This window comes from Streptomyces sp. NRRL F-525, assembly GCF_000716605.1.
Classification (GTDB): Bacteria; Actinomycetota; Actinomycetes; order Streptomycetales; family Streptomycetaceae; genus Streptomyces.
Window position 1 is genome coordinate 1 of record NZ_JNXE01000019.1, and the last position, 13,877, is coordinate 13,877.

At 70.1% G+C, this 13,877-nt stretch carries 14 protein-coding genes; 7 read left to right on the forward strand and 7 right to left on the reverse strand.

All coding sequences use genetic code 11. The features are described 5' to 3' along the window. Positions 1 to 621, reverse strand: a 621-nt coding sequence (locus OO69_RS26130) for an ABC transporter permease subunit (protein ID WP_033283230.1), incomplete at its 3' end; no start/stop codon positions are given. Next, complete coding sequence (locus OO69_RS26135; RefSeq protein WP_033283231.1) at positions 621 to 1,640, reverse strand: sugar ABC transporter substrate-binding protein; 1,020 nt, start codon at positions 1,638 to 1,640, stop codon at positions 621 to 623. The genes OO69_RS26130 and OO69_RS26135, both read right to left, overlap by 1 nt. A gap of 288 nt (positions 1,641 to 1,928) precedes the next feature. Between OO69_RS26135 and iolC the strand changes: the two genes are divergently transcribed. The 6 genes from iolC to OO69_RS26165 are packed head-to-tail and all read left to right on the forward strand — an operon-like array spanning position 1,929 to position 8,945. Then, the gene (iolC, locus tag OO69_RS26140; protein ID WP_033283232.1) at positions 1,929 to 2,897 is read left to right on the forward strand and encodes a 5-dehydro-2-deoxygluconokinase; all 969 of its coding nucleotides are present in this window, start codon (positions 1,929 to 1,931) and stop codon (positions 2,895 to 2,897) included. A gap of 39 nt (positions 2,898 to 2,936) precedes the next feature. Continuing rightward, entirely contained in the window at positions 2,937 to 3,815 is an 879-nt protein-coding gene (locus OO69_RS26145; RefSeq protein ID WP_033283233.1) for a Cgl0159 family (beta/alpha)8-fold protein, read from the forward strand. Positions 3,816 to 3,829: 14 nt separating this feature from the next. Continuing rightward, the gene (gene iolB, locus OO69_RS26150; RefSeq protein WP_033283234.1) at positions 3,830 to 4,726 is read left to right on the forward strand and encodes a 5-deoxy-glucuronate isomerase; all 897 of its coding nucleotides are present in this window, start codon (positions 3,830 to 3,832) and stop codon (positions 4,724 to 4,726) included. After that, the gene (gene iolD, locus OO69_RS26155) at positions 4,726 to 6,603 is read left to right on the forward strand and encodes a 3D-(3,5/4)-trihydroxycyclohexane-1,2-dione acylhydrolase (decyclizing) (RefSeq protein ID WP_033283235.1); all 1,878 of its coding nucleotides are present in this window, start codon (positions 4,726 to 4,728) and stop codon (positions 6,601 to 6,603) included. Before iolB ends, iolD begins: the two co-directional genes overlap by 1 nt. A gap of 29 nt (positions 6,604 to 6,632) precedes the next feature. After that, on the forward strand, positions 6,633 to 8,126 hold the full coding sequence (locus tag OO69_RS26160; protein ID WP_033283236.1) for a CoA-acylating methylmalonate-semialdehyde dehydrogenase: 1,494 nt from the start codon (positions 6,633 to 6,635) through the stop codon (positions 8,124 to 8,126). Positions 8,127 to 8,159: 33 nt separating this feature from the next. Beyond that, positions 8,160 to 8,945, forward strand: coding sequence for a GntR family transcriptional regulator (locus OO69_RS26165; RefSeq protein ID WP_033283237.1), 786 nt, complete (start codon positions 8,160 to 8,162; stop codon positions 8,943 to 8,945). Position 8,946: 1 nt separating this feature from the next. Here the strand turns inward: OO69_RS26165 and OO69_RS26170 are convergent, their stop codons facing one another. Both OO69_RS26170 and OO69_RS26175 read right to left on the reverse strand, forming a co-directional pair. Next, on the reverse strand, positions 8,947 to 9,933 hold the full coding sequence (locus OO69_RS26170; RefSeq protein WP_033283238.1) for an aldo/keto reductase: 987 nt from the start codon (positions 9,931 to 9,933) through the stop codon (positions 8,947 to 8,949). A gap of 87 nt (positions 9,934 to 10,020) precedes the next feature. After that, positions 10,021 to 10,683 (reverse strand): NUDIX domain-containing protein, encoded by a 663-nt coding sequence (locus tag OO69_RS26175; protein ID WP_033283239.1) that lies wholly within the window; start codon positions 10,681 to 10,683, stop codon positions 10,021 to 10,023. Between the two features lie 165 nt (positions 10,684 to 10,848). Between OO69_RS26175 and OO69_RS26180 the strand changes: the two genes are divergently transcribed. Next, positions 10,849 to 11,976, forward strand: a complete 1,128-nt coding sequence (locus OO69_RS26180; protein WP_033283240.1) for a DUF5954 family protein — start codon at positions 10,849 to 10,851, stop codon at positions 11,974 to 11,976. A 49-nt stretch (positions 11,977 to 12,025) separates the two neighbouring features. Here the strand turns inward: OO69_RS26180 and OO69_RS26185 are convergent, their stop codons facing one another. From OO69_RS26185 to OO69_RS26195, 3 genes are all read right to left on the reverse strand, one after another. Continuing rightward, positions 12,026 to 12,652 carry a DUF305 domain-containing protein gene (locus OO69_RS26185; RefSeq protein ID WP_033283241.1) on the reverse strand — a complete coding sequence of 209 codons (627 nt, stop codon included), beginning with the start codon at positions 12,650 to 12,652 and terminating at the stop codon, positions 12,026 to 12,028. Positions 12,653 to 12,725: 73 nt separating this feature from the next. Beyond that, positions 12,726 to 13,142, reverse strand: a complete 417-nt coding sequence (locus OO69_RS26190) for a DUF6153 family protein (RefSeq protein WP_033283242.1) — start codon at positions 13,140 to 13,142, stop codon at positions 12,726 to 12,728. A 45-nt stretch (positions 13,143 to 13,187) separates the two neighbouring features. After that, positions 13,188 to 13,841, reverse strand: coding sequence for a hypothetical protein (locus OO69_RS26195; protein WP_033283243.1), 654 nt, complete (start codon positions 13,839 to 13,841; stop codon positions 13,188 to 13,190). Positions 13,842 to 13,877 lie beyond the last annotated feature (36 nt).

Here is a 13,877-nt window from a genome sequence, read left to right on the forward strand (position 1 = left end):
GATCGTGATCTTGACGTCGACACCACCGATGTCGAACGACGCCGCGAAGACCTTCTTGGCCTGGCTGAAGCCGTCCATGTTGCTGATGTCGTCGGTCGCGACATTCCCGGTGACCAGCTTCGTCACCGCGAGGTTCACACCCTGGAGGATCAGGAAGGTGCCCAGCGTGACCAGGAAGCTGGGCAGTCCGGTCTTGACGACCATCCAGCCGTTGAGGAAGCCGACCCCCAGCGACACCAGCAGCGCGACGATCACACCCACCCATACATTCATGGTGAGTTGGTAGCTGAGCATGCTCGCGGTCAGCGCCGACGTGATCACCGCGACACCGGCGGAGAGGTCGAACTCGCCGCCGATCATGAGCAGTGCGACGGGCAGCGCCATGATGCCGATCGTCGACGAGCTGTAGAGGATGTTCGCCATCGCGGCGCCGTCCCGCACGGGCGGGGCCGTGATCAGGAAGAACACGTACACCGCGGCCGCACCGAGGAAGACACCGATCTCGGGACGCGCCAACAGCCGTATCGCCAGGGGCCGTTCAGCGGTCCGGCCGTCGGTCTCCTGTGGGCCGGGGGCCGGCGGTGAGGTCACCGCCGGCTCGGCGTGCTGGGTCATGCTCATCACCGGGTTCCGTTGGCGGCGTACTTCGCCACGGCGTCGACGTTGGTCTTGTCGACGAAGGCCGGGCCGGTCAGTACGGGCTGCTCACCGCCGCCGCTGTAGTTGCCGTTGTTCTTGTAGAGCCACAGGGAGTCGATCGCCAAGTAACCCTGGAGGTACGGCTGCTGGTCCACCGCGAACTGGACGGTGCCCTTCTTGATGGCGCCCGTCAGGGTGCTGTTCAGGTCGAAGGTCGCGACCTTCGCCTTGCTGCCCGCGTCGGACAGCGACTGCACGGCCGTCATGGCGAACGGGGCGCCCAGCGTGACGACGTAGTCGATCGCCTTGTCCTGCGTGAGCTTGGCGGTGATCGTCGACTTCACCGACGGCATGTCCGTGCCGTTGACGTTGAGCACCTCGGTGGTGCCGGTGAACGTCTTCTTCACACCGTCGCAGCGCTGCGTCAGACCGATGTTGCCCTGCTCCTGGATGACACAGACGGCCTTCTTGGCGCCCTCCGCGTTCAGCCGCTTGCCGAGCGCCTCGCCGGCCACCGTCTCGTCCTGGCCGAAGAACTCGAGCAGTCCGAGCTTCTTCCAGTCGCTGAGACCGGAGTTGAGGCCCACGACGGGTATGTTCGCGGTCTTCGCCTTGCCGATGACGTCCTTCAGGGCGTCGGGCTTGGCGAGGGTGACCGCGATGCCGTCGACCTTCTGGTCGATCGCGTTCTGCACCAGGTTCGACTGGTTGCCCGCGTTCGGGTCGGCCGAGTAGACGAGCTTGATGTTGTCCTTGTCGGCGGCGGCCTGGGCGCCCTTGCGGACGATGTCCCAGAACGTGTCACCGGGGGCCTGGTGCGTGACCAGGGCGACCGTCATCCGAGGGGTGCTCGCCTTGCCCGCGGAGGCGCCGGAGCTGTCCTCCGTGGCCTTCTTTCCGCCCGAGCTGCTGGAGCAGCCGGCGAGGGTCAGGGCCGCTGCCGCGGCCACCGCCACGAAGGGGGCCATTCTGCGCGAGCGGGAGTAAGTGGAACGGTCCATCTTTCCTGCACCTCACTGTGCTTCAGGGGAAAGGGAGTCATGATCGCAGAAATCCGGGCTCGGGGCCTGTCGGCCCTGGGTCCTTTGCCGCGAAACACGGCTGTTGCGCTGGGACGGAATCAAATCCCCGGTCGCGCCCGCTGTCAATACTTTGTTAAGACATCATTTCACGAGCAGGTCCGAATGTAAGTACAAACTATTGACACGGAGCCCCTCCGAGACCTACACCTGGGAGGCGGCAGGCCCCTGGGACCCGCCCACCCCCAGCAGCTCAGAGGAGTGTCGCGCATGGCCGAGTCAGCCCAGTCCTTCGATCTCATCACCATGGGGCGCATCGGGGTCGATCTCTACCCGTTGCAGTCTGGCGTACCGCTGGCCCGTGTGGAGACGTTCGGCAAGTTCCTCGGGGGTTCCGCGAGCAATGTGGCGGTCGCCGCCGCCCGGCTCGGCCGGACCACCGCGGTGATCACCCGCACCGGCGACGACCCCTTCGGGACGTACCTGCACGAAGCCCTCAAGGACTTCGGTGTGGACGACCGCTGGGTCACGCCCGTCGCGGAGTACCCGACCCCCGTCACGTTCTGCGAGATCTTCCCGCCGGACGACTTCCCGCTGTACTTCTACCGCCGGCCCAAGGCGCCCGACCTGGAGATACGCACCGAGGAGCTGGACTACTTCGCGATCCGCCAGGCCCGCGTCTTCTGGATCACCGGCACCGGTCTGAGCGAGGAGCCGAGCCGCTCCGCCACGCTCGCCGCCCTCAAGGCGCGCGACAAGGCGGGCACCACGGTGTTCGACCTGGACTGGCGCCCCATGTTCTGGAAGGACCCGGAGGAGGCCCGCCCGTACTACGCGGAGGCCCTCCGCCACACGACGGTCGCGGTCGGCAACCTCGACGAGTGCGAGATCGCCACCGGCGTCCGCGAGCCCCTCGCCTGCGCCCAGGCGCTGCTGGACGCGGGCGTGGAACTCGCCGTCGTCAAGCAGGGCCCCAAGGGCGTCCTGGCCGTGCACCGCGACGGTACGACCGCCGAGGTGCCGCCGGTCCCGGTCGAGGTGCTCAACGGCCTCGGCGCGGGCGACGCCTTCGGCGGCTCGCTGTGCCACGGGCTGCTGGCCGGCTGGGACCTGGAGAAGACCATGCGGTACGCCAACGCGGCCGGCGCCCTCGTCGCCTCCCGCCTCGCCTGCTCCACCGCGATGCCCACCGAGTCCGAGGTCGAGGACCTCCTCGCCGGCGCGCGCGTGGGCGGCTGACCACATGGCCGCCACCGCCACCCCTGAACGGAGCTTGTCTTGAGCATCAGCATCCCCGACCTGGTCACGGTCAGAGCCCGGCACCCGGAGGCCATCGCCGAGGCGGCCGCCCGCCGGGTGCGCCGCCCGCTGCTGGGCGACAGCGGCCGCCTGATGATCGTGGCCGCCGACCACCCGGCCCGCGGCGCCCTGGGCGTCGGCGACCGCCGCACCGCCATGGCCAACCGCGCCGACCTGCTGGAACGCCTCTGCATCGCGCTGTCCCGGCCCGGCGTCGACGGCGTGCTCGCCACCGCCGACATACTCGAGGACCTGCTCCTGCTCGGGGTCCTCGACGGCAAGGTCGTGATGGGCTCGATGAACCGCGGCGGCCTGTCCGGCGCCGCCTTCGAGATGGACGACCGCTTCACCGGCCACCGCGCCGAGGACATCGAGCGCCTCAACTTCGACGCGGGCAAGCTGCTGCTCCGCATCGACTACGACGACCCGGGCTCCCTCACCACCCTGGAGTCCACCGCCCGCGCCATCGACGACATGGCGGCACACCAACTCCCCCTGTTCGTAGAGCCGTTCATCTCCCGCCGCGTCGACGGCAAGGTCCGCAACGACCTGTCCGCCGAAGCTGTGACCCGCTCCATCGCGATCTCCTCGGGCCTGGGCGGCACCTCCGCCTACACCTGGCTGAAACTGCCCGTCACCGACGACCCGGACGACATGGCCGAGGTCCTGGAGACGTCGACCCTGCCCGTCGTCCTGCTCGGCGGCGAGGTCGGCGACGACCAGGAGGGCGCGTACGAGAAGTGGCGCAAGACGCTGCGCCTGCCCACCGTCCAGGGCCTGGTCGTGGGCCGCTCCCTGCTGTACCCCGCCGACGGCGGCGTGGAGACGGCGGTGGACACCGCTGTAGGCCTGTTGTGAACCGGAGGCACACCATGACGAGCGCGTACCACCTTCCCGCGGGCAAGGCCCTCGGCGGCCCCTACGTCGTGGACGTCACCCCCGAGTCGGCGGCCTGGGGCTACTCCAGCCTGCGGGTCCTGGAGCTGCCGCCGGGCGGCACCCACACCTTCGACACCGACGACAGCGAGTGGATCGTCGTCCCGCTCAGCGGCGCCTGCACGGTCTCCGCCGCCGACGACTTCGGCCACGACACCTTCGAACTCACCGGCCGCGAGAGCGTGTTCACCGCCGTGAGCGACTTCGCGTACGTGCCACGCGACTCCCGTACGACGATCTCGTCGCCCGGCGGCGGCCGCTTCGCGCTGACCGGCGCCCGCTGCACCCGCCGGCTGCCCGCGCGCTACGGCCCGGCCTCGTCGGTGCCGGTGGAGCTGCGCGGCACCGGCAACAGCAGCCGTCAGGTCAACAACTTCGGCGCGGCCGGCGTCTTCGAGTGCGACAAGCTCATCGCCGTAGAGGTGATCACGCCCGGCGGGAACTGGTCCTCCTTCCCGCCGCACAAGCACGACGAGCACCGGCCCGGCGAGGAGTCCGTCCTCGAGGAGGTCTACTACTTCGAGTTCGCCGACCACGAGGGCACCCCCGGTCTCGGCTACCAGCGCGTCTCCCCGTCCGGACAGGGCCGTAACACGGACGTCCTGGCCGAAGTCCGGGGCGGGGACGTCGTGTTGATCCCGGACGGCTGGCACGGGCCCTCGATGGCGGTGCCCGGCCACCACATGTACTACCTCAACGTCATGGCGGGTCCCGACGACGACCGCTCCTGGCTGATCTGCGACCACCCCGATCACGCCTGGGTCCGCGGCACCTGGCCCGAGCAGCCCGTCGACCCCCGCCTCCCCCTCTACACGGCACCGGAGAAGTCCTGATGAGCACCCCCACCCGCCGCCTGACCGTCGCGCAGGCCCTGGTGCAGTTCCTGTCGGTCCAGTACACCGAGCGCGACGGCGTACGGCACCGGCTGATCGCCGGCACCTGGGGCATCTTCGGCCATGGCAACGTTGCCGGACTCGGCCAGGCGCTGCTCGAAGCCGGCGAGGACACCATGCCGTTCCACCAGGGCCGCAACGAACAGGCCATGGTGCACGCGGCAGTCGGCTACACCCGCCAGCTGGACCGGCTCTCCGCGCAGGCCGTGACGACGTCGATCGGACCGGGCGCCACCAACCTGGTCACGGGCGCCGCGCTCGCCACGATCAACCGCCTGCCGGTCCTGCTCCTCCCCGGCGACTACTTCGCGACCCGCGCCGCCGACCCCCTGCTCCAGCAGCTGGAGCACCCGGTCGAGGCGGACCTCTCGGTCAACGACACGCTGCGCCCGGTCTCCCGCTACTTCGACCGCGTCATGCGCCCCGAGGCCCTGATCCCGGCCGCCCTGAACGCGATGCGCGTCCTGGCCGACCCGGTCGAGACGGGAGCGGTAACTCTCGCTCTCCCGCAGGACGTTCAGGCCGAGGCCTACGACTGGCCGGAGGAGTTCTTCGCCGACCGCGTGTGGCACGTACGGCGTCCCGCGCCGGACGCCTTCGAGTTGGCGGAGGCGGCCGAAGCCATCCGGGCCGCCGAGCGCCCGGTGATCGTCGCGGGCGGCGGTGTCCACCACAGCCGCGCCGAGGAGGCGCTGAAGGCGCTGGTCGACGCGACCGGCATCCCGGTCGCGTCCACCCAGGCGGGCAAGGGCTCGCTGCGCTACGACCACCCGGCCGACCTGGGCGGTATCGGCCACACCGGCACCGCGGTCAGCGACGACATCGCGCGCACCGCGGACCTGGTGATCGGCGTCGGCACCCGCTACACGGACTTCACGACCGCGTCGAACACTCTGTTCCAGAACCCGGCCGTCCGCTTCGTCAACCTCAACATCGCCGCGTTCGACGCCCGCAAGCTGGCGGCGCGCACCCTGGTGTGCGACGCGCGGGCCGGGCTCACCGCGTTGACCGAGGCACTCGCCGATCACCGTGTGAGCTCGGCTTACGAGGCCGAGTACCGCGAGGGCAAGGAGCGCTGGGAGCAGGTCGTCGACACCGCGTTCACCGCCCCCGACGAGAACGCCGTACCGACCCAGACCCAGCTCCTCGGCGCCCTCGACGCGGTCGTCGGCGACGACGACGTGGTCATCAACGCGGCCGGCTCCCTCCCCGGCGACCTGCACAAGCTGTGGCGGGCGCGGTCGCCGCGCCAGTACCACCTCGAATACGGCTACTCCTGCATGGGCTACGAGATCCCGGCCGGCATCGGCGTCCAGCAGGCCGCCCCCGACACCCCCGTGTGGTCCCTGGTCGGCGACGGCACGTACCTGATGATGCCGACCGAGATCGTCACGGCGGTCCAGGAAGGCCTCCCGGTCAACCTGGTCCTGATCCAGAACCACGGTTACGCCTCCATCGGCGGCCTCTCCGAGTCCGTCGGCGGCGAGCGCTTCGGCACCGCCTACCGCTACCGCGCGGCCGACGGCACCTTCTCCGGCGCCCCGCTCCCGGTCGACCTCGCCGCCAACGCGGCCAGCCTCGGCATGGACGTCCTGCGCGCCAAGACGGTCCGCGAACTGCGCGAGGCGCTGGCCACGGCCCGCGCCTCCGACCGGCCGACGTGCGTCTACGTCGAGACCGACATCGCGACCCCGACCGCTCCCCCGGCCGAGGCCTGGTGGGACGTACCGGTCGCCGAGACCGCCTCGCGGCAGTCCGCCGTACAGGCCCGCGAGGAGTACGACCGCCAGGTCGCCGACCGTCGCCGCCACCTCTGAACTCCCCTCCCCCGAAAGGCCTTTGCACCATGAAGACGATCACTCACTGGATCGACGGCAAGCCCGTCGAGAGCACCTCGGGCCGCTTCGGTCCCGTGTACAACCCGGCGACCGGCGCGCAGGAGAAGCAGGTCGGCTTCGCGACCGTCGACGAGGTGGACGCCGCCGTCGCCTCCGCGAAGGCCGCGTTCGAGAGCTGGGGCGTCGCCTCGCTCGCCAAGCGCACCGCGATCCTGTTCAAGTACCGCGAGCTGCTGGACGCGCACCGCGACGAGATCGCCGAACTGATCACCGCCGAGCACGGCAAGGTCCACTCGGACGCGCTCGGCGAGGTCGCGCGCGGCATGGAGATCGTCGAACTCGCCTGCGGCATCAGCGTGCAGCTCAAGGGCGAACTGTCGACGCAGGTCTCGACCCGCGTGGACGTGGCCTCAATTCGCCAGCCGCTGGGCGTAGTTGCGGGTATCACCCCGTTCAACTTCCCGGCCATGGTGCCGATGTGGATGTTCCCGCTGGCCATCGCGACCGGCAACACCTTCGTGCTGAAGCCGAGCGAGAAGGACCCGTCGGCGTCGTACCGTCTCGCCGAACTCGCTTCCGAGGCGGGCCTGCCGCAGGGTGTGCTGAACGTCGTGCAGGGCGACAAGGTCGCCGTCGACCGCATCCTGGAGCACCCGGACGTCGAGGCCGTCTCCTTCGTCGGCTCCACGCCGATCGCGAAGTACATCCAGCTCAAGGCAGTTGAGCACGGCAAGCGCGTGCAGGCCCTCGGCGGCGCCAAGAACCACATGCTGGTCCTGCCGGACGCGGACCTGGACTTCGCGGCCGACCAGGCGATCAACGCGGCCTACGGCTCGGCCGGCGAGCGCTGCATGGCCGTCTCCGTCGTGGTCGCCGTCGGCGACACCGGCGACGAGCTGGTCGCCAAGATCGCCGAGCGCGCCGGCAACCTGCGTATCGGCCCGGGCAACGACCCGGCGTCCGAGATGGGCCCGCTCATCACCCGCGAGCACCGCGACAAGGTCGCCTCGTACGTCGCCTCCGCCGCCGCGCAGGGCGCCGAGGTCGTCGTCGACGGCACCGGCTTCTCGGTCGAGGGCCACGAGGACGGCTTCTTCCTCGGCGTCTCCCTCCTGGACAAGGTGCCGCTGACGGCGGACGCGTACAAGGACGAGATCTTCGGCCCGGTCCTGGTCGTCGTCCGCGCGGAGTCGTACGACGAGGCCATCACCCTGATCAACAGCTCCCGTTGGGGCAACGGCACCGCGATCTTCACCCGGGACGGCGGCGCCGCCCGGCGCTTCCAGATGGAGGTCAAGGCGGGCATGGTCGGCGTGAACGTGCCGATCCCGGTGCCCGTCGGCTACCACTCCTTCGGCGGCTGGAAGGACTCCCTCTTCGGGGACCTGCACGTCTACGGCAACGACGGCATCGCCTTCTACACGCAGGGCAAGGTCATCACCACCCGCTGGCCGGACCCGGCCGACGGTGGCATCAACCTCGGTTTCCCCAGCAACTCCTGACTGACCGTCACGATCTGTGAGGAGGTGCCCTCCGTGGCGAAGACCGGTGGCTATTCCCGCGCCGTGACCGGGTCCCCGCTCGATGCCCTGCATTTCGCGCTGGACCGCAACAGTCCGGTGCCGCTGTACTACCAGCTCGCACAGCAGCTGGAGTCGGCGATCGAGCACGGGACGCTGGCGCCGGGCAACCTCCTGGGCAACGAGATCGATCTGTCCGTACGCCTCGGCCTGTCCCGCCCCACCGTCCGCCAGGCCATTCAATCCCTTGTCGACAAGGGGCTGTTGGTCCGGCGGCGCGGGGTCGGCACACAAGTGGTGCACAGCCAGGTCAAGAGACCGCTGGAACTCAGCAGCCTCTACGACGACCTGGAGTCGGCCGGACAGGGCCCGACCACGGAGGTGCTGCGCAACGAGGGCGTGCCCGCGACCGCTGATGTCGCGGCCGCCCTCGGCGTCCCGGAGAGCAGCGAGGTCACCCTCCTGGAACGGCTGCGCTCCACGCACGGCCAGCCGGTGGCGTTCCTGTGCAACTACCTCCCGGCGAACCTGCTGCAACTCGACACCGCCCGGCTGGAGTCGACGGGCCTGTACCGGATGCTGCGCACCGCCGGCATCACCCTGCACAGCGCCCGCCAGACGATAGGCGCCCGCTCGGCCACTCCGGCGGAGGCCACCCGTCTCGACGAGAAGGAGGGCGCCGCGCTGCTCACGATGCAGCGCACGGCGTACGACGACACGGGGCGGGCGGTCGAGTACGGGACGCACATCTACCGGGCGTCCCGGTACGCGTTCGACTTCCAGCTGCTGGTCAGGCCCTGAACTACACGGCGGAGTCGAGGAGTTGGCGCTGCTCCGCCGTCAACTCCAGGTCCACGGCGGCGAGGTTCTCCTCCAGCTGGGCCACCGACGACGCTCCCGCGAGCGGCACGATCGGCAGCGGCCCGCCCAACTGCCAGGCCAGCACCACCTGGTTGACGCTCGCCCCGGTCTCCTTCGCCACCGCCCGCAGCGCGGCGAGGCGGGCCGGGGTGCCCGGGTGGTCGTAGCCGGCGGGCAGCGGTTTGTCCTCGCGGGTGTAGGCGCCGGCCAGCAGCGGTGAGTAGGCGACGAGTGTGAGGGCGGGCTCGGCGCGCAGATAGCCGAGCAGGTCCGGGCCGACGCTGCCGAGGCTGCCGTCGGGGAAGAGCTCGGACGGCACGTCGGTCCGGGGGCGCAGATAGCTGTGCTGGTACTGGAGGACCTCGTAGCCGGGCAGCCCGGCCGCGGCGGCGAGCGCGCGGGACCGTTCCACGCGCCAGGTGGCGTGGTTGCTGACGCCCAGGAGGCCGACGGCGCCCTCGGCGACCAGCTCGGCGAATCCTTCGACGGTCTCCTGCAGCGGAACGCTCTGGTCCTCGATGTGCGCGTACAGCAGGTCGAGCTTGTCGACGCCGAGGCGTTCGCGGCTGCGCTCGGCCGACTCACGGATGACCTTCGCGGACAGGCCCTCCGGGTTGTCGACAAACCCTGAGCCGGGTGCCAGCGGGCGGGCGCCGAGCTTGGTGGCGATCACGATGTCGTCGCCGATGCCGCGGCTGCGCCGCCACCGGCCGAGCAGCTTCTCGCTCTGGCCGCCCTGGCCGCCGTCCTCCCAGAAGGCGTAGTTGTCGGAGGTGTCGATGAAGTTCCCGCCGGCCTCGACATAGCGGTCGAGCACGGCGAAGGAGGTCTCCTCGTCGGTCCGGGAGCCGAACAGCATCGCGCCGAGCGCGAGCACGCTCACCTCACGGCGGTGGGCCGGATCGGTGCCGATGGTGCGGTACTTCATGGTGATCCCTCCCGTTCGCACCCGGTTCTCCGGGCACGAACGGGAGTCTTCCTCTTGAAGCGCACTTCAAGTCAAGCCATTGGGCGGCTACTTGGCGAACGGCCCGTCCAGCGCCGCCCATTGGAGCAGCATGATGGTCTTGGCGTCGGCGATCTCGCCGGTGCGGATCATCTCCAGGGCTCTGCGGAAGGGCAGTTCGAGGATCTCGATGTCCTCGCCCTCGTCCTGGAGTCCCCCGCCCTCGTGGGTGCGGGTCGAGGGGCCGTAGGACGCGGCGTAGAAACCGATGCGTTCGGTGACCGAGCCGGGGCTCATGTAGACGTCGAAGACGTGCTCGACCTCGCCGACTGTGTGGCCGGTCTCCTCGACCACCTCGCGGCGGACGGCCTCCTCCGGGTGCTCGTCCTCGTCGTCGAGGAGTCCGCCCGGGGTCTCGACGAGCATGCCGTCGGGGTGGCCGTTGACGTACACGGGGAAGCGGAACTGGCGGGTGAGCAGGACCATTTCGCGCTCGGCGTCGTAGAGGAGCAGGGTCGCGCCGTTGCCGCGGTCGTGGGTCTCGCGCTCCTGGGTGGTCCAGGTCCCGTCGCCGTGCTGGAAGTCGAAGGTCGTGGTGCGCTCGACGTACCAGTGGCTGGACAGCAGGGTCACGTCGCGGACCTTGACCCGGGGGTTTCCGGTCAGATCGAGGCCGGTGCGGTCCAGGCCGGTGCGGCCCCGGCGGTCGGGGGTGTCGGCGCCCGCGGTCATCGGACACCGGCCGGACGGGAGGGGATGATCGAGTTGTTCATGTCCGACGTCTATCACCCCAGGGTCGGCGACGCATGGCCAAAAGCGGTGCCCCGCGAGTTCAACTGGTGTGCCGGTTGCGTTGATTCGTCTCGTACCGTCCCCTTGTCCGGGCATGCTGGAACCATGTCTGAGCACGGTGATCAGGTACCCGGATACCGGATGATCAGGATGGAGGCCCAGCCGGAAGCCCCGGCGGCGGCCCTCGCGGACGTGGACGCGTGGCAGGCCCGCAAGGCCTATCCGAACGTCCTGGGCGGCGGTGGCCCGGTGTTCGGGGTGGCCGAGGAGCTGGAGACCGGCGGCTGGCAGATCATCTCCCTCTTCTCCAGCCCCTACCCGCAGGGCTCCCGCGACACCATGGCCATGATGTTCCGCGAACGGGCGCGGGCCGCCGAGGACGCGGGCGACACGGAGACCCAGCAGGAGTGGCTGCGCAACGCGGAGCGGCTGGACTGGGAGGCGCTGGACGAACTCACGGTGCTGGGGCGCCGGTTCAGGGTCGTGCGGGGCGACCAGTTCATCCGGATGGGACCGACGGGACCGGAGCCGCCCCGGCCGTCCGACCCCGACCCGGCGAAGGTCGGACACGGTCACGAATACCGCGGCCGTACCAAGGGGTTCGTGATCGACCCCTTCACCCCGACCGGGATGTCCGAGGGCATCCTGCGCATGGAACTCCTGTCGCTGGTCCACGCCAAGGGCACCGCTCCCACCGCCGTACGCAAGGACTCGCTGCGCGCGCTGGAGACGCATCCCGGGGGTGTGCTGCTGCCCGCCGAGTTCACCGCGGCCGAGTTCTCGGACGGCCACTGGGCGCCGACGCAGATGACGAACGCGAGCCCCCAGGGGTCGCGGGACACGCTCACCTCCTATCTGCGGGTGATGGCGCCGGTCATGGAGCAGCTCGACGAGGAGACCAAGGCGGAGTACGGGCGGCTGGCCGACCGCATCGACGCCGAGCGCTGCAACGAGATCGTGATCGACGGATGCCGGACGCGGATCGTGCGCGTGGAACGCCTCGTCCGCGTCGGCCCGGACGGTCCCGAGGGCCCGCGCCCCTCCGACCCCGACCCCGAACTCCCCACCGCCGTCCAGGAGAAGCAGCTCCGCGAGGAGGGCGTGTTCGACGAGTACCGGGTCCTGAACGAGCAGGAGACCGAGGAGCGCCGCGTGGCGGAGGAACAGGCGAAGGAGTTCCTGCGGCTGTTCGAGGAGCAGCGGAAACGGCGCGAGGCGGCCGAAGAGGGCTGAGCCGGGGTGGAGGGCGGGACCCGGCCGGCCCCACCCTCCACCGCTGGTGTCAGCTCTTGCCGAGCATCTTGTTCATCTGCTTGATCTCGGCGCTCTGAGCCGTGATCACGCCGGCCGCGAGCGCGGTGGCGGGGGCGTAACTCCCGTCCGCCTTCTCGGTCTTGGCCATGTCGACGGCGCCCTCGTGGTGCTCGACCATCATGGTGAGGAACATGGTGTCGAAGTCGGCGCCGGAGGCCTTCTCCAGCTTGCCCATGTCGGCGTCGCTCATCATGCCGGGCGTGGACGACGACATGTCGTGGCCCATGCCGGAGTCCATTCCGGACATGTCCTCGGGGACCTGCTCGCCCCACGAGGTGAGCCAGCCGGACATGGTCTTGATCTCCGGGGCCTGGGCGCCCTCGATCTTCGTGGCGAGGCTCTTGACCTGCGCCGAGGAGGCGTGACCGGCGGCCAGTCCGGCCATCTCCACGGCCTGGCGGTGGTGCTGGATCATGTCCTTCGAGAAGGAGACGTCCGCGGCGTTGTGGCCACCGGCCTTGGTGGCGGACGCGGTGGCGGTCCCGCCGCTCGCCTTGCCGTCGCCGCCGTTGCCGCACGCGGCGAGCGTGAGAGCGGCCACCGAGGCGGTGACGGCGAGAACGGTACGACGGACGAACCTGCGCTGTGCGGTCATGGGGGAACTCCTGGTGTGTGGATCCGTTCAGGGCATGCCGATGCGCGCACGGTGACGTGTCGCGCGGGCCGCTCTAGATCCGCAGGAGTTGGAGTTCGGCGAGGGAGGGCGGGGCCCGGCCCCCGTCGGGACCACTGCCCGTCCCGGACGTACGACCGTCCGGCGCCTCGGCGCAGGCCGCCACATCGGGTTGCAGCACCGGAACCACGGCCGGGGTACCCGCGACGGACGCGGAGGCACAGGTCGCGTCCGCGTGTGCCATGTGGCTGCCGCCGCAGCCGCCCGCGTCATGATCACAGGCGTCCGGCGTCGACATCTTCTCGCCCGTCGCTACGGCCGTAGCCGCCATGGTGTGCCCGTGCGCGGGCTCGGTCATGGGAACGGGCCCGAGCCCGTGCATCCCGAGCAGACCGAACAGCAGGGCGGCGACGAGCAACCCGTAGGACCGCACGCGAGGGTGCGGTCCTACGGGCTGCTCGGGACGGGTCATGGGGGCCACCATACCCACCCTGGGTATCGGGGCCGCACCGGGCACCTAGGTAAGTGCCCCCGCCGTGGGTGCCTTGGCGCTGCGGTAGGTGGAGATACCCAGGGCCAGCAGCCAGTAGCTGAGGATCGCGCCCATCAAGGCGGTGGTGCCCCAGCCGTTCGCCGCGTAGAAGTGCGCGGGCGTGTTCCCGAAGAACAGGGACGGCACGAAGGCGAGGTTGATCCCGGCCAGGACGTAGGCCGACCTGCTGGTCCAGCGTGGCAGCAGTTCCGTGCGGGAGACGGCGAAGCCCAGCGCGGTCAGGAAGAACGCCAGCATCAGCCGCGAGATGGACCCGTAGAGGATGTAGGTGCCGCTGACGTCGATCGTCGGGTCGATGGGATGGTCGGCGGCGATGACCGCGCCGGCCTCCAGTCCGCTGGAGACCAGCGTGATCGTCGTGTACACCAGCCCCGCGGTGAAGGCCATCGAACCGGCCCACTCGTACTCGGGATTCACCCGCTTCACCAGCTCGCGGAACGCGGTCACGAACACGAGCAGGAACGCCAGCGCGACGATCCCGATCAGCAGCCGGGCCAGGACGTTGGCGTCCGGCGGCGGTCCCGAATAGACGAAGTACAGGGGCACTTCGACGATGAGAGCGACGGCGGCGGCGATACCCGCACCGCCCGCCAGACGCCTGGCCGACATTTCGTTCATGGGGTCCCCCGGAGTTCCGTGTGGTGGATTCGGTAC